Raw genomic sequence first — 24,893 nt, forward strand, 5'->3', positions numbered from 1 at the left:
CTGCATGCGCGTGCTGATCGTGAGGCTCAACGCAATGGTCAGGGATGGCACTCAGTGGCGAACGGAGAATGGGTGAAAGACAGTTGCTCCTACGTGAAGTTCTGCGGGGGGACAGCCCTCTCCCCCCGCCCTCTCCCTGAAGGGAGAGGGAGCTATCCGTGCTGGCTGACACCGTGGATTCGGCCGGCACCGAACCAGTCCCTTCTCCCTTCAGGGAGAGGGTTAGGGAGAGGGAAAATCCAAGGCACGAAACGATCAGAAGAAGACAGTTGCTCCTACAGGTCAGGCACGCAGCCTGCCAGCTTACTCCTCAGCCGCCGCCTCACTGAAAATCTCGCTCAGCGCATCCGGCTGGTTCTTGAAGGCGCGGGCGAAGGCATCGCGGTTCTTGGCCATGAAGATGCCGATCTCCTCGACCTGATCCTCCTTCAACGACGGGACCGCCTTGTGCAGCACGTCGGCCAGCGTTTCCGCCAGCTCCAGCATCTTGTCGTGCCGGTCGGCCTCTGCCTTATCCATGAACAGGCGCTCCGGATCGCGGCTGCTGCGGTACACCACTTCGACGGCCATTCATCACCTCTGAGCCTTCTCTTTGATTGGGGAGTTCGAAATTACTGTGTATTTATACAGTAAATTGATTGCGCATGGCTACTACCGCTGCACGAATCCATGCAGCAGCGTAGACGTCAGGAAGAGATGTGCCGGTATTGGGCCAGTATGGGCTGGGCCCAAAGCAGTGCGCGCGCCCCTTAGGCGCGCGCGGCAGGGCCGAGTGACTAGCGCAAGGCAGCGTCAGTCAGATGACTCTGTAGGAAGGAATTCTTGCAGGAAGAGGCGTCAGGACGCGATCGGCAGGCCGTTCCCGCCGCGGGTCATGGCCGCCAGCAGCTGCGGCGCCGTGCCGCCTTGCTCGATGGCGATGCCGAAGCGGATGCTCTGGATGAAGCGCTGCAGCTGCTCCGGGTCCTGCATCTGGCTGTTGCGCAGCAGGCGGCGCGCGGCCACGCCTGCCTCGGTGGAGAGGGTCAGGACAATGCTGCCGTCGGGCCGTTCAAGGCTGAAGTTGACGCGGTACTGATCCTGGAAGGCGTCGGTCAGCTTCTGAAAGGGACTTTCCATCACTCGTTCCTGCCTGTTTTGTGGCGTGCCTCTGGATGGACTCGGGGGCGGCCGAAAAAGTTGCAGTCATGTTCGCGTAACCGATCTTTGCCATGACTGCGCGAGATCAATGGCTTGGCCCTTGCAGGCTTCAAGCCAACCCAGCCTTGCGATGCTGATTTGTGATGCCGATTTGTGATGGAGAGAACCGACTAATGAAACTCAATTGGGCCGAGCGCCTGCGCGAACGGATGCACGGTTGTGCCGAGTCCCTGGGCAACCTGCTGGTGGAGGCCTTCCACTACCTGGCGCTGTTCGCCATCGGCGGAACGGTGTTCTGGGCGGCCGCCCTGGCCTTCGTCGAGATGTTCAACAAGGGCCATGCGAGCATCGACGACATCCTGCTGCTGTTCATCTATCTCGAACTGGGCGCCATGGTCGGCATCTACTTCAAGACCAACCACATGCCGGTGCGCTTCCTGATCTATGTGGCGATGACCGCGCTGACCCGCCTGATGATCGCCGACATCCAGCACAACCATGTGCCCGACGACGGCATCATCCTGGTTTCGGTGGCGCTGCTCCTGCTGGCGCTGGCGATCCTGGTGGTGCGCTATGCCTCCTCGCGTTTCCCGTCCTCGAGCAGCGCTCAACGCAGCGGCGAGCGCGACCTGATCAGCGACGACGAGCGCTGATCGCACGCGGCGATTGATCCGGGTGCGCCACGCGGCCGGCGGATGCACTACCATCGGTGCATCCGCCGCCTGAGAAGACCACTCCATGAAGGGATGGAAGCTGTTCGCCCCCTTGCTGATCCTGGTGATCATCGCCATCACGCTCTACCTGCGCCTGCACACCCAGCCGTTGCTGCTGCAGGGCGAGGCCGACGCCACCAACGTCATAGTCGCCTCCAAGGCCAAGGGCCGCGTCGAAACGCTCCACGTGCACCGCGGTGACGACGTCAAGCAGGGCGATCTGCTGATCACCCTGAGCAGCCCGGAGCTGCAGGCCCAGCTGGACTCCCTGCGCGCCGCACGCAACCAGGTGCAGGCCAACCTCGACGAATCCCTCCACGGTACCCGCGAGGAAACCCTGCGCGCGCTGCAGGCCAGCCTGTCCCAGGCCCAGGCCGAGCTGCGCAACGCCGAGCTGGAGTACCAGCGCAACGAGGAGCTGGCCGGGCGCGGCTTCGTCTCCCAGGCGCAGCTGGACCTGTCCCGCCGTGGCCGCGACGTGGCGCGCAACCGTGTCGCCGAAGCCCAGGCCAATCTCGACGAAGGCACCCAGGGCGACCGCGAGGAGCGCCGCCGCGCGCTGGAGGCTGCAGTGCGCCGGGCCGACGCGCAGATCCTCGAACTGCAGGCGCAGACCGACGACCTCAACGTGGTCGCACCGGTGGACGGCGAGGTCGGGCCGATCCCGGCGGAACAGGGTGAGCTGGTCAATGCCTACAGTCCGCTGCTGACGCTGGTGCGCCTGTCCGACAGTTATTTCGTCTTCAACCTGCGGGAAGACATCCTCGCCGATGTAAAAAAAGGCGATGAAGTGCAGATCCAGGTTCCGGCCTTGAAGGGCGCCGAGGTGAAGGCCAGGGTCAGCTATATCGCACCGCTCGGCGACTTCGCCACCAAGCGCGCCACCCGCGCCACCGGTGATTTCGACCTGAAGACCTTCGAGGTGCGCCTGTACCCGGACCAGCCGGTGCAGGGCCTGCGTCCCGGCATGAGCGCGCTGTGGCAGTGGAAGCAGTAAGACGCAACCTGCTGCGTTTCGCCCAGGCCTTCGGCAGCGAAACGCGGGTTGCCCTGCGCAGCTGGACCATCCACTGGCTCGGCTGGCTCTGGCCGTTGCTGCTGTTCGTGGTGATCAGCGGCGTATACCAGGCAGGCACCTTGCTGGACATGCCGGCGGCGGTGGTCGACGCCGACCACAGCAGCCTGTCGCGGCGCATCGTCCGTGAGCTGGATGCCGGCTCCCATGCCAAGGCCGAGGTGCTCGGTGGCGGTCTGCAGGAAGGCCTGCGGCGCCTGCGCATGGCCGACGACTACGCGCTGCTCTACATCCCCCGAGACTTCGAGGCGGATGCCTTGTCCGGGCGCCAGCCGGTGGCTGAGCTGTACTACAACTCGCTGTTCTATTCGGCCGGTTTCTACTCGACCCAGGATTTCAGCGGGCTGATGAGTTCGCTCAACGCCGAACTGCGCCCGCGCCTGGCCGCCGGCATGGACCGCGCCATGCCGGCGCTGGCCAGCGTGGCGGTGTCCTATGAAAGCCTGTTCAACGCCAGCGGCAACTACATCTACTTCCAGCAGTTCGCCGCCATCGTCCATCTGCTGCAGCTGTTCGTCATAGTCGCCACCGTGCACGTTCTGGCCCGCGAGGCGCCCGAGCTGCGCGCGTCGTCGCCGCACATCCTGCGCGCCCAGGCCCTCGGTGCACGGCTGCTGGGCAAGATGGCGCCGTACACGCTGCTGTTCAGCACCCTGCTGATGGTCGAACTTTTCCTGCTGGTGGAGCTCAATGGCGCGCGGATCAACGGCAATCCCTGGTGGATGCTGGCGATCACCGTCTGCTATGTGGCGGCGGCGCAGAGCGTCGGGCTGATGCTGTTCATCTTCACCGCCAACCGCTACAGCGCCTATTCGCTGATCGGCCTGCTGATCGGCGTGGCGCAGACGTACTCCGGCGTGCTGCTGCCGGAACTGGCGATGCCGCAGATCGCCCGCATCATCTCCGAGGCCGAGCCGCTGACCCACACCCTGCACGGCCTGTTCGACCAGTTCCTGCGCAAGGCGCCGGCCGAGTCAGGTCTGTACACCTGCTGCAAGCTGCTGCTCTACCCGCTGATTGCCTACATGATCGCCAAGATGCGCCTGCGCCGGCGCCTCGACCTGAGCCCGGCGTAAGGAGCCGCCATGGAGAACTTCTGGAATGTCTTCCGCCAGTCGCTGAGCAACATGCTCGGCAAGCCGCTGTGGCTGCTGATGGTGCTGTCGGTGGCGCTGACCACCTTGCCCTACGCCCACCGCACCATGGATGACCTGCCGGTGGCGGTGATTGACATGGACCACAGCGCGGTGTCCCGCGAGCTGGTGCGCCTGCTCGACGCCGCGCCGAAGATCGCCACCGTCGGCTATGACCAACTGCCCGAAGCACAGCACGACCTGGCCTGGCGCGAACTGTTCGCCATCGTGGTGATCCCGCTGGACTTCGAGAAGCGCGTACTGCGTGGCGAAGCGGTTACCGTGCCGATCTTCGGCGACGCCACCAACCGCATGGCGAATGGGCAGATCCAGCAGGACATCAGCGCCACCTACAACGAGCTGTCGCTGCGCTACAACCGCGAGCGGCTGATGCGCGGCGGTTTCTCCGAGGTGCAGGCGGACGTCCTGCTGCAACCGGCCATCGGCCAGCTCACCGACCTGTTCAATCCCGGCACCAGCTTCGCCGCCATCGTCCTGCCCGGATTGGTGACGCTGATCCTGCAGCACAGCCTGCTGCTGTCCTGCACGCGGGTGAACCTCAACCTGCGCGGCGGCACCCCGCGTTCGCTGCGCCAGCCGACCTCGACGCGCTTCGGTCGCTATGCCGCGCAGCTGCTGATCTGGACGGTGCTGGCGATGCTCTTCTACGTGATCTGGCCGTGGATGATGGGCTATCGGCAGACGGCCTCGTTCTTCATGCTGATGGGCCTGGTGCTGCCCTTCCTGCTGGCGGTGATCGCCATGAGCGAGTTCATCGCCGAGCTGCTGCCGTCGGAGGAGGCGGTCTACCTGACCATGACGTTCATCACCCTGCCGCTGTTCTACATGGCCGGCTTCACCTGGCCGCCCCAGGCCATGCCGCAGTGGGTGCAGCTGCTGGCCGACGCGATTCCCTCCACCTGGGCGATCCGCGCGGTGGTGGAGATGAACCAGATGAACCTGCCGCTTTCAGCCGTGGCCGACCGTATCCTCATCCTTTTCGCCATGGCGGCGACCTATGGTCTGCTGGGTACTCTGATCTACCAGTACCGCAACTGGCGCTGGGACCAGCTCAAGGGCTGGTGATGCGGAACGTTGAGAAGGAGCTTTGACATGAGACTGAATATGGCCTGGCCGCTGCTCTTCCTGGGGCTGCTCAGTGGCTGCGGGTCCTACCATACGCTGCGTAGCGACGATGTCGTGGACGCCAGCGAGCTGCGCCTCAAGGGCACCTACTGCGGCGCCATTCCACGTGTCTACGGCGGCGTGGTCTGGGATGCCTGCCAGCTGTACGGCGAGCCCCCAGCCAATACCGGCTACACACCGGCTACCAGCCCGGCCAACCACACCTTCGGCCCACCGACCCTGCCGGTGCTGGACATGGCCTTATCCGGTGTCGTCGATACGCTGGCCTTGCCCTATACCCTCTACCGACAGAATCGCGACGGCAGTATCGAGTTGCGGCGCGACTGAGCCGTCTAGAGTGAGAGTTCCAACTTCTCCTGGAGCTCTGCGATGAACAGATTGAACGGCAAGGTCGCGGTGGTCACCGGCGCGGCCAGCGGCATCGGCCGGCAGATCGCCCTGACCCTGGCGCAGGCCGGCGCCGCGGTGGCCATCGCCGACCTGCAGCGCGACGCCGCCCAGCGCGTGGTGGACGAGATCGCAGGCGCGGGCGGCAAGGCCCTGGCAGTGGCCATGGACGTCACCGACGAGCAGGCGGTGGACCGCGGCATCGATGAGGTGGTCGCCACCCTCGGCGGGTTGGACATCCTGGTGTCCAACGCCGGCATCCAGATCGTCAACCCGCTGCAGGACTTCGCTTTCGCCGACTGGAAGAAAATGCTCGCCATCCACCTCGACGGCGCTTTCCTCACTACCCGTGCGGCGCTGCGCCACCTGTACCCGGCCAAGCGCGGTGGCGTGGTGATCTACATGGGCTCGGTGCATTCCCACGAGGCCTCGCCGCTGAAATCCGCCTACGTCACCGCCAAGCATGGGCTGCTGGGCCTGGCGCGGACCCTGGCGAAGGAGGGCGGGCCTCACGGCGTGCGCTCCCACGTGGTGTGCCCGGGCTTCGTGCGCACGCCGCTGGTGGAGAAGCAGATTCCCGAGCAGGCGAAGGAACTGGGGATCAGCGAGGACGAGGTGGTGAAGCAGGTCATGCTCGGTGGCACGGTGGACGGTGAGTTCACCACGCTGGACGACGTGGCGCAGACCGTGCTGTTCCTCGCCAGCTTCCCCTCGGCGGCGCTCACCGGGCAGTCGGTGCTGGTCAGCCATGGCTGGGGCATGCGCTGAGCGTGACGCCAGGCATAAAAAAGCCCCGGCGCAGCAAGGAGTGACTGGCCAGGGCTGTGGGGAAATCATGTGCGCCGAAAAGATCTCTGGTTTGCCCGGGGCGTCTGCCTCTGCCGGGTCCGAGCTCGTTGTCTCGGCGCAGGAGTAGATTCCTACATTCACCGGCAGGGCTATGTAGTGGCTTTCCTGCACGTGCTGTCAGGAGTTTCTGCATCCAACGCTGAGTGCGATCGGCGGCTCCGCCATCCACGTCAGGGCACGGAAAAGCAGAACGAGCGTCCTCACCAACCATCGTCATCCCTCACGCAGCGCTTGCCGTGATGGCGTCGGCATGGCATCTTTCGCGCAAATGATAAGTTTTCGCATTTGAGGTGCCATTACAGTTGCACCTGGATGCTTGGCGTGCGCGCGCAGGGGGCACTCGTGACGTCGGCTACTCACCACTCGCAGATCGGCGAACTCTACGTCGGCCACCACTCCTGGCTGCTCGGCTGGCTGTACCGGCGCCTGGAGTGCCGGCACCAGGCGGCGGACCTGGCGCAGGACACCTTCGTCCGCCTGCTCGGTCGCCATGAGCTCAAGGGCCTGCGCGAGCCCCGTGCCTTCCTCGCCGCCGTCGCCCGCGGGCTGATGATCGACCATTTCCGCCGGCAGACCCTGGAGCGCGCCCGGCTCGACAGCCTGGCGCAGCAGCCGGAGGCCGAGGCGCCGTCCGCCGAGGATCGCGCCATCGTCCTGGAGACGCTGATGGAGATCGACCGGCTGCTCGACGGCCTGCGCCCGGCGGTGCGCAGCGCCTTCCTGCTGTCGCAGCTGGACGGCCTGACCTATCCGCAGATTGCCGAGCGCCTGGGCGTCTCGCTCAGCTCGGTGCAGCAGTACATGACCCAGGCCTTCGGCCACTGTTATCAGGCGCTCTATTCATGAAACCACTGGCCATGAACCGGCTCGACGCCACGGATGCGTCCCAGCGCCTGGAGCATTCAGTGGTGGAGCAGGCCATCGGTTGGCGCGTGCGCCTGGCCTCGGGCCTGGCCGCCGCCGACGAACTCGCTGCGTGTCAGCAGTGGCGGGCTTCCGATCCGAGCCACGAGCAGGCCTGGCAGCGTCTGGAGTTCTTCGACGGTCGCCTGGGCGGCATCGCCCCGGGCCTCGCCAGTCGCTCCCTGCGCCAGGCCGCCGTCGATCCGGCCCGGCGCCGAGCGCTGAAGAGCCTGTTGCTGCTCGCCGGAACGGCAGCGGTGGTGGGCAGCGGTACTCTGGGCCTGCGCGATTCGCCCTGGCTCGCCCAGCAACGCACTTCAGTGGGCGAGCGCCGGCGCATCGCACTGCCCGATGGCGGCTGGCTGCAGCTCAACACCGACAGTGCCGTGGACATCGCCTACGACGCCCAGGCGCGCCGCGTGCGCCTGTACAGCGGCGAGATGCTCGTGCAGACCGCCGCGGACAGTGCCGGCCGCGCCTTCTGGGTGGAGACCCCGCTGGGTCGCCTGCAAGCCCTGGGCACACGCTTCGCCGTGCGCCTGGACGGCGGCGACGCGCGGTTGTCGGTGCAGGAGGGCGCGGTGGCGGTCACGCCGGCGCTGCGCACCGAGTCCGCCGGAGTGATCCGTGCCGGTCGCCAGGTGCGCTTCGATCGTCAGGGGTTGTACGGCGAGACTGCGCTGGACGTCGATGCGCTGGCCTGGAGTGATGGTTACCTGGTGGCGCGGCAATGGACCCTGGGCCGTCTCTGTGCCGAGCTGGCGCGCTATCGCCCCGGCGTGCTGCGCTGCGATCCGGCGGTGGCCGAGCTGGCGATTTCCGGGGTGTTCCCGCTGGACCAGCCGGAACAGGCAGTCGCCGCACTGCAGCGCAGCCTGCCGGTACGCGCGCAATACCGCACCCGCTGGTGGGTGACGCTGGTACCGGCAGTTTGAGATAGCGGTGGGATTTTTCCCCTGATCTCCTTCGGAAGCCGCCGATTTTCTGTTATTGGTTCGCCCCCACAATGGACGCTTCCCACTCAAGGAGAGAGATCTTGGCCAATTCGAACCCCTCTGCACCGCCCACCGCGCTGCCCCTGAAACTCATCGGCGGCGGGCTGATCGCGGTCCTGCTGCTGGTGGCGGTCGGCGGCTCCTTCTACACCATCGATGAGAAGGAGCGCGGCATCGTGCTGCGCAACGGCAAGCTGGTGAGCGTCGCCGAGCCCGGACTGGGCTGGAAGATGCCGTTCATCGAGACGGTGAAGACCCTCTCGGTACAGAACCACACCACCCGCTACGAACAGCTGCAGGCCTACAGCCGCGACCAGCAGAGCGCAACGCTGGCGGTATCGGTGTCCTGGCACGTCACGCCGGACGAGGTCGCCAAGGTCTACACCGGCTATGGCGACCTCGACGCGCTGGTGGATCGCCTGGTCAGCCGGCAGGTGCCGACCCAGGTGGAAAATGTCTTCGGGCGCTACACCGCGATCCAGGCCGTGCAGAACCGCGGGCAGTTCGTCGCCGACGTCGCCACGGCGATCAAGACGTCCATCGCCGGCCCGGTGATGATCGACAGCGTGCAGGTCGAGAACATCGACTTCTCCGAAGCCTACGAGCGTTCCATCGAGGAGCGGATGAAAGCCGAGGTGGCGATCCAGACCCGCCAGCAGAACCTCGCCACCGAGCAGGTGCAGGCGCAGATCCAGGTGACCCAGGCGCAGGCCGAGGCCGATTCCAAGCTGGCCCAGGCCAAGGCCGATGCCGAAGCGACCCGCCTGCGTGGCCAGGCCGAGGCCGACGCCATCCGCGCCAAGGCGGAGGCGCTGGCGCAGAACCAGAACCTGATCGAGCTGACCAAGGCCGAGCGCTGGGACGGCAAGCTGCCGGAGACCATGATTCCGGGCACCGCGCTGCCGTTCATCGACGCCAGTCGCCCGCGCCAGCAGTGACCTGAACCCCAGGGATGGCCCGCGGGCCATCCCTGCGCTGCGCTCTAGACGGCCCGGGGCAGCGGTGCGAACAGCGCGTCGATATCCGCGTCGTCCAGCTGCCAGTCGGTGGCGCTGCCTTCGAGGATGCCGGCGGCCAGGGCGGCCTTGTCGCGCTGCAGCAACTGGATCTTCTCTTCCACCGTGCCGCGGGCGATCAGCTTGTAGACGAACACCGGCTTGTCCTGGCCGATGCGGTAGGCGCGGTCGCTGGCCTGGTTCTCGGCGGCCGGGTTCCACCAGGGGTCGTAGTGGATCACCGTATCGGCGGCGGTGAGGTTCAGGCCGACGCCGCCGGCCTTCAGGCTGATCAGGAACAACGGCACGCGGCCTTCCTGGAAATCCTTCACCGGCGCACGGCGGTCACGGGTATCACCGGTCAGCAGGGCGTACTCCAGGTTGCGCTCGGCCAGCGCCTCGCCGATCAGCGCGAGCATCGAGGTGAACTGCGAGAACACCAGCACGCGGCGGCCTTCGGCGAGCAGCTCTTCGAGCATGTCCAGCAGGTAGACCAGCTTGCCCGAGGTCACCGCGCGCGCCGACTTGCCGGTGGGCGGCGGGGCGTCCTTGTTCACCAGGCGGATGTCGCAGCAGACCTGGCGCAGCTTGAGCAGCGCCTCGAGGATGATGATGCGGCTGCGCGCCAGGCCACGGCGGGCGATCTCGTCGCGGACCTTGCGGTCCAGCGCCAGGCGCACCGTTTCGTAGAGGTCGCGCTGCGCCTCGCTGAGTTCTATGTGCTGGATGAATTCGCTCTTGGGCGGCAGCTCCGAGGCCACCTGTTCCTTGGTGCGGCGCAGCAGGAACGGGCGGATGCGCGCGGCCAGGTGCGCCAGGCGACCCTGGTCGCCATGCCGCTCGATGGGCGTGCGGTAGTCCGTGGCGAACTGGCGGGCGTCGCCCAGCCAGCCGGGCAGCAGGAAGTGGAACAGCGACCACAACTCGCCCAGGTGATTTTCCAGCGGCGTGCCGGTCAGGCACAGGCGATGGCGTGCCCGCAGATGCCGCGCGGACTGGGCTGCCTTGGTGCTGGCGTTCTTGATGTTCTGCGCCTCGTCGAGGATCAGCAGGTGGTACTCGTGCTGGGCGAGCTTCTCGGCATCGCGGGGCAGCAGGGCGTAGGTGGTGAGGATCAGGTCGTGCTCGGCGATCTTCGCGAAGGCTTTGCGCCGGCCGGCGCCGTGCAGGGCGAGCACGCGCAGCTGGGGGGTGAAGCGCTCGGCCTCGTCCAGCCAGTTGGGGATCAGGCTGGTGGGCATGATCACCAGCGCCGGGCTGGTCAGGCGTCCGGCCTGTTTTTCCAGCAGCACGTGGGCGAGGGACTGCAGCGTCTTGCCCAGGCCCATGTCGTCGGCGAGGATGCCGCTGGCGCCGACTTCGCGCAGGGTCTGCATCCAGCTCAGGCCTTCGTGCTGGTAGGCGCGCATCTCGGCGTTGAGGCCGGCGGGAATCACCGCCGGCTGGGCGCGGTAGTCACGCAGGCGGTGGGCGATCTCGCGCAGCTGTTCGCCGCCCTGCCAGGTCAGCGGCAGTTCTTCCAGCTCGGTCAGCCGCGCGGCGTCCGGCGCGCCCATGCGCAGGCGGCGCACTGGCGGCTGTTCGCCGATGTAGAACTCCGAGAGTGTGCCCAGCAGCGGTTTGAGCTTGCCGAACGGCAGGGACACGCGCAGCGGACGATCGGAGGCGGTCTGCCAGGTATGGATCGGGTTGCGCCCGGCATCCAGGCGCAGCACCAGTTGCTCATCGTCGGGATGGCGGGCGAGGGCGGCCGGGTCGAGCAGCGCCGGCATGCGCCGGATCAGTTCGATCAGCGCCGGCAGCAGGCTGATGCGCCGGCCTTCCACCTCGATGCCCAGCTCCAGGTCGAACCACTGGCGGTCGTCGGTCTCCTCGATCTCGGCGTACCAGTTCTCCACCGGCGTGAGGTCGAAGACGAACTCGGCGCGGATGTCGATTTCCCAGCCCTGTTCGCGCAGCCGTGGCAGGCCTGCGCGCATGAACTCCTGCCAGGCGCTGTCGTCGGGCAGTTCGAACATTTCCCCGGCGCTGTCTTCCAGTGCGTCGCTGCGGCGCATCGCCGGCTTGAAGCCGAGCTCGCGCAGCTCCAGGCGCCAGGCCTGTTCCTGCTCCAGCTGGCGGCTGACGCGGACGATGCGGTCATCGCGGAATACCCGGATCTCGCGGCCCGAGCGTGGGGTGACGCTGCCCGAGACGGGCATGTCGGCATACAGGAAGGCCAGGGCGGCGCGGTGCCGGGAGATGTTCTGCATGCGCCCGCTGCGCAGGTCGAAGCCGCTGTGCACGTGGCTGCCCAGGGTCAGCCGTGGCCGCGGCGCGAGTTCGTCGCGCGCCACGGCAAGCTGTGGAGATTCGGCGGGTGGCTTCATCCGAGTGTCCTTCCGGCAGTCCAGCCGAGTACGCAAACGCCCGATGATACCGCGATTTTTCTCGGGCGGGACGCGGAAGGAAACCGGCGGTCAGCGGGCGAAGCGTTTCGCTCCGGCGACGCAAAGGACGACCGCGACTGTGGCGCCGGCCATCAGCGGACTGATCTGTTCGTGCAGCAGCAGGCCGGCCAGCGCCAGGCCGAAGAACGGCTGCAGCAATTGCAGCTGGCCGACCGCGGCGATGCCGCCGGTGGCCAGGCCGTGGTACCAGAAGAAGAAACCGATCAGCATGCTGAACAGCGACACGTAGCCCAGGCTCAGCCAGGCCGGCCAGCTGGCGCCGGCGAAGGTCGCCGGCTGGGTGTACCAGGCCAGCGGCAGCATCAGCGGCAGGGACAGCACCAGCACCCAGCAGATCACCTGCCAACTGCCCAGATGACGGGCGATGCGTCCGCCTTCGGCGTAGCCCAGGCCGCAGACGGCCACCGCGGCGAGCATCAGCAGGTCGCCGGTGAAGTTGCCCGCGCCGCTTTGCGACAGGGCGAAACCGGCCACCACCGTGCTGCCCAGCAGCGAGCAGATCCAGAACGCCGGGCGCGGCTGCTCGCCGGCGCGCAGCACGCCGAACAGCGCGGTGGCCAGCGGCAGCAGGCCGACGAAGACGATGGCGTGGGCCGAGTTGACGTGCTTGAGCGCCAGCGCGGTGAGCAGCGGGAAGCCCACGACGACGCCGCCAGCGACTATCAGCAGGGGGATCAGGTCCTGGCGCGCCGGCAGCTTCTGCCGCAGCAGGACCAGGATCGCCGCCGCCAGCAGGCCGGCGATGCTGGCGCGGGCCAGGGTGAGAAAGGTCGGGTCGAAGTCGGCCACCGCCACGCGAGTCGCCGGCAGCGAGCCGCTGAAGATCAGCACGCCGAGAAAGCCGCTGAGCCAGCCGCCGAGGTTGCTGTGGCTGGCGAGGGTTTGAGAGTTGTTCATGGTCGGGCATCCAGCAGGGGAGCGAGCTTCGAGGATGCGCGCGAGTCCGCCGAGCGGCCAGTGACAGAAAGGTACAATTTGCACAAACTGTCCGTAAATTATCTCGGTACACATTCTCTTCAGGGCAGTCGAGGGCTGGCATGGGCAGACCAAGGAGCACCCGAGTCGATGCGGTCATGCAGCACGTGCACGAGCGCCTGGCGGCTCGTGCACTGGTGCCGGGTGAGCGGCTGCCGTCGATTCGCCAGTTGGCCGAACAACTGGAAGTGTCCAAGACCACGGTCGTCGAAGCCTACGATCGCCTGGCCGCCGATGGTGTGATCGCTGCGCGACGGGGCTCGGGTTTCTACGTCGCCGGCCATGCGCCGCCGCTGTCGCTGGCAGACGTCGGCCCGACGCTGGACCGCAGCATCGATCCGCTGTGGATATCCCGGCAATCCCTGGAGGCCGCCGAGACCTCGCTCAAGCCCGGCTGTGGCTGGCTGCCGCCGTCCTGGCTGCCGGAGGACGAACTGCGCCGCGCGCTGCGGCAGATCGCCCGTGCGCCGCAATCCGGTTTGCTGGAATACGGACGTCCCTATGGTCATTCCGGTTTGCGCGAACAGCTGGCGCGGCGGCTGGCGGACTATGGTGTGCCGGTCGGCCCGCAACAGGTGGTGCTCACCGATAACGGTACCCAGGCCATCGACCTGGTCTGCCGCTTCCTGCTGGAGCCGGGCGACTGCGTGCTGGTGGACGACCCCGGCTATTTCAACTTCCAGGCTCTGCTGCGTGCGCATCGCGTGCAGGTGGTGGGCGTGCCCTACACGCCGAACGGGCCGGACGTCGTCGCCATGGCGAGCCTGCTGGAGCAGCACCGGCCGCGCCTGTACATCACCAACTCGGCCTTCCATAACCCCACTGGCGCGGTGCTCTCGCCGCTGATCGCCCATCGCCTGTTGAAGCTGGCCGAGGCCCACGACCTGCTGATCGTCGAGGACGATATCTTCGGCGACTTCGAGCACGAGAGTGCGCCGCGGCTGTCGGCCTTCGACGGGCTGGAGCGGGTGATCCAGGTCGGCAGCTTCTCCAAGACCCTGTCGGCCTCGGTGCGTTGCGGCTACATCGCTACCCAGCCGCAGTGGTGCGAGCGCCTGGTGGACCTGAAGCTGGCCACCAGCTTCGGCAACAGCCCGTTCAGCGCCGAGATGCTCTACGAGCTGCTGCGCAAGGGCAGCTACCGCCGCCACCTGGACAGCCTGCGCGGGCGCCTGGCCGACGCCATGGGCGAGACGTTGCAGCGCCTGCGCGCGCTGGATATCCAGCCCTGGCTGGAGCCGCGCGGCGGTCTGTTCGTCTGGGCCCGCTTGCCCGGCGGGCTGGACGCCGCCGAGGTGTCGCGTGCCGCGTTGGCGGACAACCTGGTACTGGCGCCGGGCAATGTGTTCAGCCTGAGCCAGAGCGCCGGTGGCTTCCTGCGCTTCAACGTCGCCCAGTGCCTGTCGCCGCGGGTCTTCGAGGGGCTGGAGCGGGCGATGCAGCAGGCGCGGGATAGCTGACAGAAAATATTTTCAGCTTGGTCTGCAGGTTTTGATTCGTCGTACGGCCTCTGTGCAGTCCCGCTTCTTTGCACAAGGAAATTCCATGCCTGCCGCCCCCTCCGCACGCCTGCGCCCGCTGGCCAGCGCCCTGCGCATCGCCGCCCTCGGCCTGGCCGCCAGCCTGCCGCTGCTGCCCTGTTCCTCCGCCATCGCCGCGTCGGCCGCGGAGCATTTCAGCGTGCCGGCCGGCAGCCTGGAAGAGGCCTTGAACGCCTACGCGCGCCAGGCCGGCGTGCTGTTGACCTTCGACCCGGCGCTGCCCCGCAACCTGCGCAGCAATGGCCTGAGCGGTGACTACTCGGTGGACTCGGGTTTCGCCGTGCTGCTCTCCGGTAGCGGCCTGTCGGCCGAGTCCAGCGCCGATGGCAGCTATCGCCTGGCGCCCAGCGCCACCGAGGGCGCACTGGAGATGAAGGCGCAGACCATCACCGGGCTGGCCGAGGAAGACCCCAGGGGACCGGTGCGGGGCTACGTGGCCAGGCGCAGCGTCACCGCGACCAAGACCGACACGCCGATCCACGAGACGCCGCAGTCGATCTCGGTGGTGACCCGCGACCGCATGGAAGCCCAGGGCGTGCAGTCGGTGAACGAAGCGCTGCGCTACACGCCGGGCGTCTCGTCGTATGGCTCGAACAACCGTTCCGACTGGTACACCGTGATCCGCGGCTTCTCACCGACCACCTACCAGGACGGCCTGCAGCTGCCCAACACCATCAACCTCGCCAGCTGGATGGTCGACCCTTACATGCTGGAGCGCGTCGAGGTGCTCCGTGGCCCGGCTGGTGTGCTCTATGGCCAGGGCGATCCGGGCGGGGTGATCAACCAGGTCTCGAAGCGTCCGAGCAGCGTCGCCAGCCATGAAATCCAGGTGCAGTACGGCACCGACGCGCGCAAGCAACTGGGGATCGACAGCACCGGGCCGCTGGACGAGGCGGGCGTGTGGAGCTACCGCGTGGTGATGGTCGGCCACGAAGGCGATATCCGCGATACGCCCTGGGAGGACAAGCGCCTGGCGTTGGCGCCGTCGCTGACCTGGCAGCCGGATGAGGATACCCACCTGACCGTCATGGCGAATTACCTGAAGGACGACACCAATGCCCAGGACAACTTCCTGCCGGCCAACGGTGCCCTGAACCGCAGTACCTACGGCAGGATCCACCGCGACTACTTCACCGGCGATGAACACTTCTCCAAGTACGAGAAAACCCAGTACGGCCTCGGCTACGAATTCGAGACCCGCCTGAACGATGTCTGGCAGGTGCGTCAGAACCTGCGCTACGCCCATCTCGATCTGAACGACAATATGGTCTACGGCGCCGGCACCACCGGTTACTGGGGCATGGACGGTGGCGATGAGCGCACCCTGTTGCGCTTCGCCGGGATCGAGAATCCCAAGTACGAGCGCTGGACCCTGGACAACCAGGCCCAGGCCGACTTCAGCACCGGCTGGCTGCGCCACACCCTGCTGCTGGGCCTGGACTGGCAACGGCAGAAGACCGAGGACCCGCAGGCCTACATCCTGACCACGCCGCTGGACCTCTACGGCGGCCCGTCCTACGGACCTGTGGATAAGTCTGCCTTCACCGCCGACGACTGGACATACACCGACCAGACCCAGCGTCAGACCGGCGTGTACCTGCAGGACCAGCTGCACTTCGACGAGCACTGGGTGCTGTCCCTGGGCGGGCGTTATGACTGGGCCAGCTCGACCACCGACAACAGCAGCACCTCCGGCGACACCCACGCCAGCCAGAAGGACGAAGCCTTCAGCGGCCGGGTCGGGCTGGTCTACCTGGCCGATAACGGCCTGGCGCCGTACTTCAGCTACAGCGAGGGCTTCACGCCCAACGCCGGCACCGACTACGCGGGCAAGCCGTTCGATCCGACCAGGGCCAAGCAGTACGAAGTCGGCGTGAAGTTCCAGCCCAAGGGCTCGGACAGTTCGGTGACCGCCGCGGTCTTCGAGATCACCCAGCGCGACGTGCTGACCCTCGATCCGGACCCGACCCATCCCAACAGCAGCGTGCAGACCGGCGAGGTGCGTTCCCGCGGCCTGGAGCTGGAGGGTGTAGCGAGCCTGAGCGACGAGCTGAACCTGATCGCCACCTACACCTACCAGGACGTGAAGATCACCCAGGCCAACGACGACAGCGATGGCAAGACCCCGATCAGCATTCCCACGCCGCGCAACCTGGCCTCGCTGTGGGCCGACTACACCCTGCGTGATGGTGAGCTGAAAGGTTTCGGCTTCGGTGGCGGCGTGCGCTACAACGGCCGCAACCCCGGCGCGCCGGACAACTCACTGAACGTGCCCAGCTACACGCTGCTCGATGCCGCCGTGCACTACCAGACCGGCCCCTGGCGCTTCGCCGTCAACGCCAACAACCTTACCGACCGCGAGTACATCGCCGGATGCTACGACGCTACCCGTTGCATCTATGGCAATGGCCGTGTCGTCACAGGGACGGCGACCTATCGCTGGTAGGACAAGCCCCTGCGAATGGTCCGCCTGGCGATACCGCTGGGGCGGTAATTGAACATTCGTACAGTTCGCTCGGAAGATTATCCCTTCACGGTCGAAAGCGGAGGCTGAAACGAAGGCAGGCGAAGCCCTAGCATTAACGTTTCAGCACTCCGGGCCATCGGTGTTCGGAGCAGATCAACCGCCACAAGAACAAAAGGGGGTTCCATGGCCGAGCCATGCCAGCTGTACCTGAGAGTTGCCATTAGCCGTTCCCGGCTCGAAGCGTTCCTGCAGAAGGAGGCGGGCTCGGCAGGGGGCTTCATCGACCTGGAGCAATGGGTGGACGGCGACCGGCGTCGGCGCGGCGACATGACCTGGAGCGAGCTGTGCGAGTTGGGCCAGGGCACCACCGCGGCCGCCTGGATCGCCGGCTGGGGCCGGCACCGGCGCTCCCCGGCTTTCAACCACTACGATGATGCGACCCAGACCTGGAGCCTGGGCGTGCTGGAGTTCCCCGAAAGCCCGGAGTGGATAGTCGGCGCGATCAACGTCCTGCGGCGTATCGCCTATTTCAAGGACCGGCCCGGTACCGACTACCTGCTGTTCTTCGAGTACCTGTTCGGCAAGGGCCAGGTAGTGGCGGCGGTGGAGCTGACCGCCGGTTGCTCACGCATCCTCCGGGAGCAGCCGCCGGATCGTCTCACTGCCGAGGCCAACCTGATGATGAATCACCTGCTGCGCGCCATGGATGTGACCCCGACCTACGCCGTACAGCGGATTTCCGACACAGATACTCACAAACGACGCTGCTGAATTCTTTCAATTGAGAAGCAATATCATATAATTCCGCTTTTCAATCGCGCGCCCAGGCAGGACCTGGGCCGCTTCGCCAGGATTCATCCGCATGTGCGCCTCCCCGCACCCGCTCCAGCCGAGACCCGCCGCATGACCACCAGCCAAGCCGGCGCCGTGACTGCCCGTATCCTCAGTGCCGTGGTGGGTGGCTACGCCCTGGCCTACGCGGCCACCGCCTTCCTCAGCGTCTACCTGCCGATGTCGCGGCCCGATCGCGTCTCGCTCTCCAGCCTGGCCTGCTTCATCGTCTGGGTTGCGGCGATCCTCTATGCCTTCGGCGCGAAGAGCCCCTGGCGCGCGGTCTGGCTGCCGGCGGTGCTGAGCGTCGTGCTGGCGGCCGCGGCCTTCCTGCCCGGCAGTTACGGGGCGCGCCCATGAGCCTGCGCCAGTCGATGTCCGGCCTGCATACCTGGAGCGGGTTGCTGGTCAGCTGGATCCTCTTCGTCGTGCTGTTCTCCGGCACCGTCGCGGTGTTCGACAAGGAACTCACCCGCTGGATGATGCCGCAGCTGCACAAGCTGGAAGAGGTCAGGGTCGACGCCGACCAGATCCGCCAGTTGCTCGTTGAGCGTGCGCCCAAGGCCCATGGTTACTGGATGCACCCGCCCACCGAGCGCATGCCTTACTGGACCGCTGGCTGGGAGCCGGCGGACTTCAGCGCGTTCCAGTCCTTGCTGGTGGACGCACAGAGCGGCGAGGTGCTGCCCAAAACCGTCGGCGGCAACTTCTTCTTCGAGCTGCACTACGAACTGCACGGCGGCCTTCTCGGCCTCTACGTGGTCGGCATTGCCGGCGTGTTCATGCTGGTGGCGCTGGTCAGCGGAGTGATCGTGCACCGGCGCATCTTCAAGGACTTCTTCACCCTGCGGCCGAAGGCGGCGAAGCAGCGTGCCTGGCTCGACGCGCACAACGTGCTGGGCGTGCTCGGCCTGCCGTTCCACCTGCTGATGGCCTACACGGGCCTGGCGATCTTCATCACCTTCTACATGACCGCCGGCATCAAGGTGGCCTACAAGAACGACATGGAGCATTTCTTCCATGACGTGCAGGGCGCCTTCGAGCGCGAAGCGCTGGGCAAGCCGGCCAAGGCCAGCAAGTCCATCGACAACATGATCCTCAAGGCCCGAGAAGCCTGGGGCGACGACAGCCAGGTGGGCTGGATCAGCATCGAGAACCCCGGCGACGCGGCGGCGATGGTGCAGATCCGCAAGGCCGTGGACAAGGGCATGGTCAACGACCAGCGCACCGTTTCCTTCGACTCCGGCAGTGGCGCGCTGATCCACCAGCAGAAGCCCTACAGGCCGGGCTACAAGACCTACGCCTGGCTGACCGGCCTGCACATGGCGCAGTTCGGCAACGACCTGCTGCGGGTGATGTACTTCGTGCTCGGCCTGGTGGGCTGCGTGATGGTGTTCGGCGGCCTGCAGGTCTGGGTCAGCAAGCGCGAGACCCGTGGCCACCGTGGCGTGGCGCTGGTGCGCACGCTCAATGGCGCGGTCTGCGGCGGATTGCCGATTGCCTCCCTCGGCCTGCTGGCGGCCTCGCGCCTGCTGCCGGCCGACCTGCTCCAGCGTACCCGCTGGGAAGCCACGGCCTTCGTGGTGATCTGGCTGCTGGCGCTGGCCCACGCGCTGCTGCGTCGTGGCAGCCGTGCCATGGCCCGCGAGCAGTTCGTCGCGCTGGCGGCGCTGGCTTTGCTGCTGCCGGTGCTGAGCCTGTTCGGCCCTGAGCCCGGGCGCATCACCACGCATTTCGCCAATGGCGACTGGATGATGGCCGGTATCGACCTGGGCCTGCTGTTTATCGGCGGCTGCTGCGCCTTCCTCGGCTGGCGCCTGGGCCAGGTGCGCGGCGAACCGGTGCGCGCACGCCGTGCACCGAAAGAGGAGTACGCCTGATGCTGCTGGTGTTCGGTCTCAACCTGCTGGCGCTGGCGGCGGCCTGCCTTTCCCTTTCACGCCATCACCGAGACCTGTTCGGCAGCGCGCCGTCGCCGTCACGCGTACGCCTGCTGCGCATCGCTGCGCTGGTGGATGGCGCGTTGGCGCTGGCTTACGCGATCCATGTCATCGGTGTCGAGCTGGGCATCGTCTACTGGGCGTGCCTGCTGATGATTGCCGGCGCGACGCTGGTCCTGCTGCTGGCCTGGCGGCCGCGCTGGGCGTTGCCGACGGCGGCGGCGATGCCGGTGATTGGTGGGGTACTGGCGGTGCTGGGCTGAGATTTTTTGTAGGAGCGAGCTTGCTCGCGAATCGTCCTTGGTTGCGGGTTGCGGTTTTTGTAGGAGCGGACTTTGTCCGCGATGTGTTTGCCTCGCGCAGGGTTTCCCGCGTCGCTTCGGTGCGCGCGCGGACTCCGTGTTTCGCCCCCTCGGGCGACCTCCTTTGGCAAACGCCCCAAAGGAGGCAAAGGTCTTGCCCCAATCATCCGGTTTTTCGCTTAGGCGAAAAATTCCCTCGTTGAAGCGCAGTTTCAGGGGCCCGCGCTGACGGGCCATCCCTGGCCCGACAGCGCTCTCGCGACATCCATGTCGCTCAACCCCTGAAACTGCGCTTCAACGAGGCCTCCTGAACGGGGCGTTCGGAGTTTGCGGACGTTGCGCTGGAAGTCTCACAAAGCCAGAGCCATAGCCTGAGCCGGGGGCTGGGGGCTGGGGGCTGGGGGCATTGGGATATTCGGCTCTTCGTAGGAGCAAGCTTGCTCGCGAACCATTCCCGCGCCGGCGTATCAGCTTTTCGTAGGAGCGGACTTTGTCCGCGATCGGAACTTCCATCCACGCGAAACCCACGGCGAAGCACAAACGTAGGACGGCGTGGAGCGCAGCGATACCCATCGATTCCGTGCACCGGCAGCATGGGCATGGAAGGTTTTCTGCGGGGAGGGCGGCAGGGGGCAGTTCGCGAGCAAGCCCGATCCTACCTAATGAGCCTCCCGACCTGACCCTTATTCCTCGAACGCCTGCCGGTACTCCCCTGGCGTGCCGCCCACCACCGAGCGGAAGCGGTTGGCGAAGTGGCTGGCGCTGGAGAAGCCGCAGGCCAGGGCGACCTGGCTCAGCGGTTGGCGGGTGTCGCGCAGCAGGCGTTGCGCCAGGGCCACGCGGCGGGCGAGGACGTACTGGTGCGGCGGCATGCCGAAGCTTTCGCGGAACATCCGCGCGAAGTGGTATTCCGACAGTGCCGTCTGCATCGCCAGTTCGCCCAGGGACAGCGGCTGGTCCAGGCGTTGCTCGATGTAGTCGGCCACCCGGCGGCGCATTGCCGGCGCCAGCCCGCCTTTCAGGCGTAGTCCTTCGCGCATGCCGACCTGGTTGAGCAGCAGGTGATCGATCAGATCGTGGGCCAGGGTGCTGGTGCGGATGCGTTCGCCCGGTTCGTGCCAGTCCAGCTTCACCAGTTGACGGAAGCGCGCGGCCTGCTGTGGGTCGTCGAGGAAGGTGCGTTCTTGCAACTGCAGTTCGCGTGGCTCGCGGTCGAGCAGACGGATGCAGCCCAGGGCGAACTGTTCCTGGCCGATGTACAGGTGGGCCAGGCGAATGTCGCCGTTGACGATCCACGCCGACTCGGCGCCGGCCGGCATCACGCAGAGCTTGTCCGGCGCGCCGGTGGTGCCAGGGGCGCCACGGCGGAAGGTGCCGGTGCCGTCGTTCAGGTAGCAGGACAGCGTGTGATGGCTGGGCGCATGGTAATCGCGGGCGTCGTGGCTGTTGCTCCAGATCGCCGCGGACAGCCCGTCGCCCAGCTCGGCACAACGCTCCAGGCGGGCGTTGGGCGAGGCGTTCATCGACTGAAAGACTTCGAGCTGCGAAATGGCTGACATGAGTGTTCCTCTGTTGCCTTCACTCTACCCGCGCGGGCGCGCCTTGCCAGCCCGGTTGTCGCAATAAGCGCAAGAATCTGCAAGCCGGCGCCGGGGCAGGGCGGGAGACTGTTTCCCCAGCAATCCGGAGTCCGCCATGAACCTCTCGCTCTACCTGCTCACCGTGCTCATCTGGGGCACCACCTGGATCGCCATCAAGCTGCAGGTCGGCGTGGTCGCCATTCCGTTGTCCATCGCTTATCGCTTCAGCCTGGCGGCGCTGGTGCTGTTCGCCATCCTGCTGCTCTCGCGGCGCCTGCAACCGCTGGGGCGGCGCGGCCAGGCCATCTGCTTTGCCCAGGGCCTGTGCCTGTGCCTGTTCTGCGTGAACTTCCTGTGCTTCTACACCGCCAGCCAGTGGATCCCCAGCGGGCTGGTGGCCGTGGTGTTCTCCACGGCGACGCTGTGGAATGCGCTGAATGCGCGGATTTTCTTCGGCCAGCGCATTGCACCCAACGTGCTGGGCGGTGGCGCGTTCGGCCTGGCGGGGCTGGCGCTGCTGTTCTGGCCCGAGCTGTCCGGGCACCAGGCGACGCGGGAAACCTTCTACGGCCTGGGCCTGGCGCTGCTGGGGACGCTGTGTTTCTCGGCGGGGAATCTGTTGTCGAGCCTGCAACAGAAGGCCGGGCTGCGGCCGCTGTCGACCAACGCCTGGGGCATGCTCTACGGCTCGCTGATCCTGCTGGCGATCTGTCTGGTGCAGGGCGTGCCGCTGACTTTCGATAGCAGCGCGCAGTACGTCTGGTCGCTGCTGTACCTGGCGATTCCCGGCTCGGTGATCGGCTTCACCGCCTACCTGACCCTGGTCGGGCGCATGGGGCCGGAGCGCGCCGCCTACTGCACCGTGCTGTTCCCGGTGGTGGCGCTGAATGTCTCGGCCTTCGCCGAAGGTTACCAGTGGAGCCTGCCGGCCCTGGCCGGGTTGGGGCTGGTGATGGTGGGCAACGTGCTGGTGTTTCGCAAACCCAAGCCAGTTTTGCAGCCGGTGAGGGCGTGAGCCGTAGGATGGGTGGAGCTTGCGATACCCATCAACGGTGCCTGCACGCTGATCGATGGGTATCGCTTCGCTCCACGCCATCCTACGAGAAGCAGCTCGCCTTCAGCGCGTAGGGTGCATAACGCGTCAGCGTTATCCGCCGCCTGGGTGCCGGCGGATAACCTGCTCCAGGTTATGCGCCCTACAAGGTGGCCGCACGCTCGGGGTTAATGGCCTTTGTAGGAGCGCTTAGCGTCGCCAGGCTTGCGGGTTGACCAGGTTCTTCGGTTGCTCGCCACGCAGGGCGGCTTCGAAGTTGTCCAGCGCGCACTCGGCCATGGCCTGGCGGGTTTCATGGGTGGCCGAGCCGATGTGCGGCAGGGTCACCGCGTTGGGCAGGGCGAACAGTGGCGACTCGGCCAGCGGTTCCTTCTCGTAGACGTCCAGGCCGGCGGCGAGGATGCGTTTCTCCTGCAGTGCTTCCACCAGCGCGGCTTCGTCGATCACCTGGCCACGGGCGATGTTCACCAGGATGGCGCTGGGCTTCATCAGCTCCAGCTCGCGCTTGCCGATCAGTTGGCGGGTCTTGTCCGACAGCGGCACCACCACGCAGACGAAGTCCGCCTCGCCCAGCAGCTCATCGAAGCCGCAGAAGCGCGCGCCCAGTTCCTGTTCCAGCTCCGGCTTGCGGCTGTTGCCGTGGTAGAGCACGTCCATGTTGAAGCCGAAACGGCCACGGCGGGCGATGGCCGCGCCGATGCGGCCCAGGCCGAGGATGCCGAGCTTCTTGCCGTGCACGTCGACGCCGAAATGCTGGGCATCCACGGTGCGCTTCCACTGGCCGGCCTTGGTCCAGGCGTCCAGCTCGGCGGTGCGCCGGGCGGCGGCCATGATCAGGGCGAAGCCGAGATCGGCGGTGGTCTCGGTCAGCACGTCCGGCGTGTTGGTCAGCGGGATGTCGCGCTGGTTCAGGTAGTTCAAGTCGTAGTTGTCATAGCCCACCGAGACGCTGGAGATGACTTCCAGCTGCGTGGCCTGGGCCAACTGTTTTTCGCCCAGCGGGCGGCCGACGCCGATCATGCCGTGGGTGGTCGGCAGCGCAGCGGCCAGCTGCGCGTCGACGTCGCCCTGCTTGGGGTCGAGCACGGTGACGTTGAACTGGCTGCGCAGGCGGTCGAGGTGTTCCGCGGCAAGGCGGCTGAAGACGAAGACGTTCTTTTTCATGGCTCTCGGACGGCTGGGAGGCGGGAGGGGCTTAACCCTACCATTGCCGGGCCAGAGCGGCGCAAGGCCTGCGTGCGCGGCGGGCGGTTATCGAACGTGGCTCTTCGCAGGAGCGAGGGGGCGCCCAGCTCTTGCTCGCGAATCGCATATTGCCGAAGCAGCCGGGAAATCTGTTCGCGAGCAAGCTCGCTCCTACAGGCGCAGGATAGGTCGGAGCTGGGAAGGAGATGGGTTCGCGGGCAAGCTCGCTGAACACCGGGGTAGGGAGTTACACAGTGAGCTTGCCCGCGAAACACGGCGAAAAGGTCGGTCAGGGTCCCACATCAGCGAGCCCGGCGCCATCGGCCTGGAGCACACCGGGAAGATTCTCGCGCAGGTACGCGACCCAGGTCTTGATCTTGGCGTCCAGGTACTGGCGCGACGGATACAGCGCGTAGACGTTGAGTATCTGCAGCTTGTAGTGCGGCAGCACGCGCACCAGCGAGCCGTCGCGCAGGCCGTCGATGGCCGAGTAGACCGGCAGGGCGCTGATACCCATGCCCGAGCCGATGGCCTCGGTCATCGCATCGCCAACGTTCACCTGGAAGGGCGAGGGGCCCAGGGTGATCATTTCCTGGCCGTTGGGGCCGTCGAACAGCCACTTGTCCAGCGGCAGCACCGGGCTGATCAGGCGCAGGCAATCGTGCTCCATCAGCTCGGTCGGGGTTTTCGGCGTGCCGCGCCGGGCCAGGTAGTCGGGCGAGGCGCAGAGGATGCTGTAGGTCTCGCCGATGCGCTGGGACACCAGGCCCGAGTCGGGCAGCTCGGAGGCCACCACGATGGCCACGTCGAAGCCTTCGTCGAGCAGGTCCGGCACGCGGTTGGCCATGGTCAGCTCGAAGGTCACGTCCGGGTGCAACTGGCGGTAGTTGGCGATGGCGCGGATCACGTAGTGCTGGCCGATGCCGGTCATCGAGTGCACGCGCAGGCGCCCGGCGGGGCGGGCGTGGGCGTCGCTGGCCTCTGCTTCGGCTTCCTCGACGTAGGCGAGGATCTGCTCGCAGCGCAGCAGGTAGCGCTGGCCGGCCTCGGTGAGAGCGATGCGGCGGGTGGTGCGGTTGAGCAGGCGCGTGCGCAGGTGCGATTCCAGGTTGGCGACCGCGCGGGATACGTAGGCGGTGGTGGTGTTCAACTGCTGTGCGGCGGCGGTGAAACTGCCGGTTTCCGCGACACAGGCGAACGCACGCATGGTCTGCAGTGTGTCCATTGGGGCC

At 66.6% G+C, this 24,893-nt stretch carries 23 protein-coding genes; 16 read left to right on the forward strand and 7 right to left on the reverse strand.

The genetic code is table 11. The annotated features are described in order from the left end of the window. Nucleotides 1–303: 303 nt before the first annotated feature. Together HNP46_RS33925 and HNP46_RS33930 are read right to left on the reverse strand one after the other, a co-directional pair. Nucleotides 304–570: a YebG family protein gene (locus HNP46_RS33925; RefSeq protein WP_184598129.1), complete on the reverse strand. Its 267-nt coding sequence runs from the start codon at nt 568–570 to the stop codon at nt 304–306. A 267-nt stretch (nt 571–837) separates the two neighbouring features. After that, nucleotides 838–1,119: a DUF3509 domain-containing protein gene (locus HNP46_RS33930; protein WP_184598132.1), complete on the reverse strand. Its 282-nt coding sequence runs from the start codon at nt 1,117–1,119 to the stop codon at nt 838–840. Nucleotides 1,120–1,313: 194 nt separating this feature from the next. Here HNP46_RS33930 and HNP46_RS33935 point away from each other — a divergent pair, with 194 nt between their 5' ends. The 9 genes from HNP46_RS33935 (at nt 1,314) to HNP46_RS33975 (ending at nt 9,279) form a co-directional block, all read left to right on the forward strand. Next, on the forward strand, nt 1,314–1,793 hold the full coding sequence (locus HNP46_RS33935; protein ID WP_184598142.1) for a phosphate-starvation-inducible protein PsiE: 480 nt from the start codon (nt 1,314–1,316) through the stop codon (nt 1,791–1,793). 85 nt (nt 1,794–1,878) lie between these two features. Then, the gene (locus tag HNP46_RS33940; RefSeq protein ID WP_184598151.1) at nt 1,879–2,850 is read left to right on the forward strand and encodes an HlyD family secretion protein; all 972 of its coding nucleotides are present in this window, start codon (nt 1,879–1,881) and stop codon (nt 2,848–2,850) included. After that, the gene (locus tag HNP46_RS33945) at nt 2,832–4,004 is read left to right on the forward strand and encodes an ABC transporter permease (protein WP_184598154.1); all 1,173 of its coding nucleotides are present in this window, start codon (nt 2,832–2,834) and stop codon (nt 4,002–4,004) included. The genes HNP46_RS33940 and HNP46_RS33945 overlap by 19 nt, the downstream gene beginning before the upstream one ends. Nucleotides 4,005–4,013: 9 nt before the next feature. Continuing rightward, the gene (locus HNP46_RS33950; RefSeq protein ID WP_184598157.1) at nt 4,014–5,147 is read left to right on the forward strand and encodes an ABC transporter permease; all 1,134 of its coding nucleotides are present in this window, start codon (nt 4,014–4,016) and stop codon (nt 5,145–5,147) included. A gap of 27 nt (nt 5,148–5,174) precedes the next feature. Next, on the forward strand, nt 5,175–5,534 hold the full coding sequence (locus HNP46_RS33955) for a YceK/YidQ family lipoprotein (RefSeq protein ID WP_184598160.1): 360 nt from the start codon (nt 5,175–5,177) through the stop codon (nt 5,532–5,534). A 42-nt stretch (nt 5,535–5,576) separates the two neighbouring features. Next, nucleotides 5,577–6,362 (forward strand): 3-hydroxybutyrate dehydrogenase, encoded by a 786-nt coding sequence (locus HNP46_RS33960; RefSeq protein WP_184598162.1) that lies wholly within the window; start codon nt 5,577–5,579, stop codon nt 6,360–6,362. Nucleotides 6,363–6,755: 393 nt separating this feature from the next. Further along, complete coding sequence (locus tag HNP46_RS33965) at nt 6,756–7,289, forward strand: sigma-70 family RNA polymerase sigma factor (RefSeq protein ID WP_184598166.1); 534 nt, start codon at nt 6,756–6,758, stop codon at nt 7,287–7,289. Next, a complete protein-coding gene (locus HNP46_RS33970) occupies nt 7,286–8,281 on the forward strand; it encodes a FecR domain-containing protein (protein WP_184598169.1) in 996 nt (331 codons plus the stop codon). The genes HNP46_RS33965 and HNP46_RS33970 overlap by 4 nt, the downstream gene beginning before the upstream one ends. A 137-nt stretch (nt 8,282–8,418) precedes the next feature. Next, nucleotides 8,419–9,279, forward strand: a complete 861-nt coding sequence (locus tag HNP46_RS33975) for an SPFH domain-containing protein (RefSeq protein ID WP_260403338.1) — start codon at nt 8,419–8,421, stop codon at nt 9,277–9,279. 44 nt (nt 9,280–9,323) lie between these two features. On the opposite strand, the gene HNP46_RS33980 is transcribed toward HNP46_RS33975, so the two are convergent. Continuing rightward, the gene (locus tag HNP46_RS33980) at nt 9,324–11,354 is read right to left on the reverse strand and encodes a DEAD/DEAH box helicase (RefSeq protein ID WP_184598222.1); all 2,031 of its coding nucleotides are present in this window, start codon (nt 11,352–11,354) and stop codon (nt 9,324–9,326) included. 441 nt (nt 11,355–11,795) lie between these two features. After that, entirely contained in the window at nt 11,796–12,683 is an 888-nt protein-coding gene (locus HNP46_RS33985) for a DMT family transporter (RefSeq protein WP_184598174.1), read from the reverse strand. A 140-nt stretch (nt 12,684–12,823) separates the two neighbouring features. Between HNP46_RS33985 and HNP46_RS33990 the strand changes: the two genes are divergently transcribed. From HNP46_RS33990 to HNP46_RS34015, 6 genes are all read left to right on the forward strand, one after another. Further along, the gene (locus tag HNP46_RS33990) at nt 12,824–14,221 is read left to right on the forward strand and encodes a PLP-dependent aminotransferase family protein (RefSeq protein WP_184598177.1); all 1,398 of its coding nucleotides are present in this window, start codon (nt 12,824–12,826) and stop codon (nt 14,219–14,221) included. Nucleotides 14,222–14,306: 85 nt separating this feature from the next. Then, a complete protein-coding gene (locus HNP46_RS33995; RefSeq protein ID WP_260403336.1) occupies nt 14,307–16,748 on the forward strand; it encodes a TonB-dependent siderophore receptor in 2,442 nt (813 codons plus the stop codon). A gap of 204 nt (nt 16,749–16,952) precedes the next feature. Continuing rightward, the gene (locus HNP46_RS34000) at nt 16,953–17,540 is read left to right on the forward strand and encodes a hypothetical protein (protein WP_184598180.1); all 588 of its coding nucleotides are present in this window, start codon (nt 16,953–16,955) and stop codon (nt 17,538–17,540) included. A 132-nt stretch (nt 17,541–17,672) separates the two neighbouring features. After that, nucleotides 17,673–17,960 carry a DUF3649 domain-containing protein gene (locus HNP46_RS34005; protein WP_184598183.1) on the forward strand — a complete coding sequence of 96 codons (288 nt, stop codon included), beginning with the start codon at nt 17,673–17,675 and terminating at the stop codon, nt 17,958–17,960. Then, complete coding sequence (locus HNP46_RS34010) at nt 17,957–19,480, forward strand: PepSY-associated TM helix domain-containing protein (RefSeq protein WP_184598186.1); 1,524 nt, start codon at nt 17,957–17,959, stop codon at nt 19,478–19,480. Before HNP46_RS34005 ends, HNP46_RS34010 begins: the two co-directional genes overlap by 4 nt. Continuing rightward, nucleotides 19,480–19,803, forward strand: a complete 324-nt coding sequence (locus HNP46_RS34015) for a DUF3325 domain-containing protein (protein ID WP_184598189.1) — start codon at nt 19,480–19,482, stop codon at nt 19,801–19,803. Before HNP46_RS34010 ends, HNP46_RS34015 begins: the two co-directional genes overlap by 1 nt. A 722-nt stretch (nt 19,804–20,525) precedes the next feature. Here HNP46_RS34015 and HNP46_RS34020 read toward each other — a convergent pair. After that, the gene (locus HNP46_RS34020; RefSeq protein ID WP_184598190.1) at nt 20,526–21,401 is read right to left on the reverse strand and encodes a helix-turn-helix domain-containing protein; all 876 of its coding nucleotides are present in this window, start codon (nt 21,399–21,401) and stop codon (nt 20,526–20,528) included. Between the two features lie 136 nt (nt 21,402–21,537). Between HNP46_RS34020 and HNP46_RS34025 the strand changes: the two genes are divergently transcribed. Then, a complete protein-coding gene (locus tag HNP46_RS34025) occupies nt 21,538–22,437 on the forward strand; it encodes a DMT family transporter (RefSeq protein ID WP_184598193.1) in 900 nt (299 codons plus the stop codon). Between the two features lie 228 nt (nt 22,438–22,665). Here HNP46_RS34025 and HNP46_RS34030 read toward each other — a convergent pair whose 3' ends face one another. Both HNP46_RS34030 and HNP46_RS34035 read right to left on the reverse strand, forming a co-directional pair. Then, on the reverse strand, nt 22,666–23,640 hold the full coding sequence (locus tag HNP46_RS34030; protein WP_184598196.1) for a 2-hydroxyacid dehydrogenase: 975 nt from the start codon (nt 23,638–23,640) through the stop codon (nt 22,666–22,668). Between the two features lie 310 nt (nt 23,641–23,950). Further along, nucleotides 23,951–24,886 (reverse strand): LysR family transcriptional regulator, encoded by a 936-nt coding sequence (locus HNP46_RS34035; RefSeq protein ID WP_017519048.1) that lies wholly within the window; start codon nt 24,884–24,886, stop codon nt 23,951–23,953. Nucleotides 24,887–24,893 lie beyond the last annotated feature (7 nt).

Origin of the sequence: Pseudomonas nitroreducens (genome assembly GCF_014204515.1) — a bacterium.
GTDB lineage: Bacteria > Pseudomonadota > Gammaproteobacteria > Pseudomonadales > Pseudomonadaceae > Pseudomonas > Pseudomonas nitritireducens_A.

What these genes read in the sequence shown, in the direction of transcription:
- HNP46_RS33925 (WP_184598129.1), bottom strand. Translation starts at nt 570, where the DNA reads ATGGCCGTCGAAGTGGTGTACCGCAGCAGCCGCGATCCGGAGCGCCTG.
- HNP46_RS33930 (WP_184598132.1), bottom strand. Translation starts at nt 1,119, where the DNA reads ATGGAAAGTCCCTTTCAGAAGCTGACCGACGCCTTCCAGGATCAGTAC.
- HNP46_RS33935 (WP_184598142.1), top strand. Translation starts at nt 1,314, where the DNA reads ATGAAACTCAATTGGGCCGAGCGCCTGCGCGAACGGATGCACGGTTGT.
- HNP46_RS33940 (WP_184598151.1), top strand. Translation starts at nt 1,879, where the DNA reads ATGAAGGGATGGAAGCTGTTCGCCCCCTTGCTGATCCTGGTGATCATC.
- HNP46_RS33950 (WP_184598157.1), top strand. Translation starts at nt 4,014, where the DNA reads ATGGAGAACTTCTGGAATGTCTTCCGCCAGTCGCTGAGCAACATGCTC.
- HNP46_RS33955 (WP_184598160.1), top strand. Translation starts at nt 5,175, where the DNA reads ATGAGACTGAATATGGCCTGGCCGCTGCTCTTCCTGGGGCTGCTCAGT.
- HNP46_RS33960 (WP_184598162.1), top strand. Translation starts at nt 5,577, where the DNA reads ATGAACAGATTGAACGGCAAGGTCGCGGTGGTCACCGGCGCGGCCAGC.
- HNP46_RS33965 (WP_184598166.1), top strand. Translation starts at nt 6,756, where the DNA reads ATGCTTGGCGTGCGCGCGCAGGGGGCACTCGTGACGTCGGCTACTCAC.
- HNP46_RS33970 (WP_184598169.1), top strand. Translation starts at nt 7,286, where the DNA reads ATGAAACCACTGGCCATGAACCGGCTCGACGCCACGGATGCGTCCCAG.
- HNP46_RS33980 (WP_184598222.1), bottom strand. Translation starts at nt 11,354, where the DNA reads ATGTTCGAACTGCCCGACGACAGCGCCTGGCAGGAGTTCATGCGCGCA.
- HNP46_RS33985 (WP_184598174.1), bottom strand. Translation starts at nt 12,683, where the DNA reads ATGAACAACTCTCAAACCCTCGCCAGCCACAGCAACCTCGGCGGCTGG.
- HNP46_RS33990 (WP_184598177.1), top strand. Translation starts at nt 12,824, where the DNA reads ATGGGCAGACCAAGGAGCACCCGAGTCGATGCGGTCATGCAGCACGTG.
- HNP46_RS33995 (WP_260403336.1), top strand. Translation starts at nt 14,307, where the DNA reads ATGCCTGCCGCCCCCTCCGCACGCCTGCGCCCGCTGGCCAGCGCCCTG.
- HNP46_RS34000 (WP_184598180.1), top strand. Translation starts at nt 16,953, where the DNA reads ATGGCCGAGCCATGCCAGCTGTACCTGAGAGTTGCCATTAGCCGTTCC.
- HNP46_RS34005 (WP_184598183.1), top strand. Translation starts at nt 17,673, where the DNA reads ATGACCACCAGCCAAGCCGGCGCCGTGACTGCCCGTATCCTCAGTGCC.
- HNP46_RS34010 (WP_184598186.1), top strand. Translation starts at nt 17,957, where the DNA reads ATGAGCCTGCGCCAGTCGATGTCCGGCCTGCATACCTGGAGCGGGTTG.
- HNP46_RS34015 (WP_184598189.1), top strand. Translation starts at nt 19,480, where the DNA reads ATGCTGCTGGTGTTCGGTCTCAACCTGCTGGCGCTGGCGGCGGCCTGC.
- HNP46_RS34020 (WP_184598190.1), bottom strand. Translation starts at nt 21,401, where the DNA reads ATGTCAGCCATTTCGCAGCTCGAAGTCTTTCAGTCGATGAACGCCTCG.
- HNP46_RS34025 (WP_184598193.1), top strand. Translation starts at nt 21,538, where the DNA reads ATGAACCTCTCGCTCTACCTGCTCACCGTGCTCATCTGGGGCACCACC.
- HNP46_RS34030 (WP_184598196.1), bottom strand. Translation starts at nt 23,640, where the DNA reads ATGAAAAAGAACGTCTTCGTCTTCAGCCGCCTTGCCGCGGAACACCTC.
- HNP46_RS34035 (WP_017519048.1), bottom strand. Translation starts at nt 24,886, where the DNA reads ATGGACACACTGCAGACCATGCGTGCGTTCGCCTGTGTCGCGGAAACC.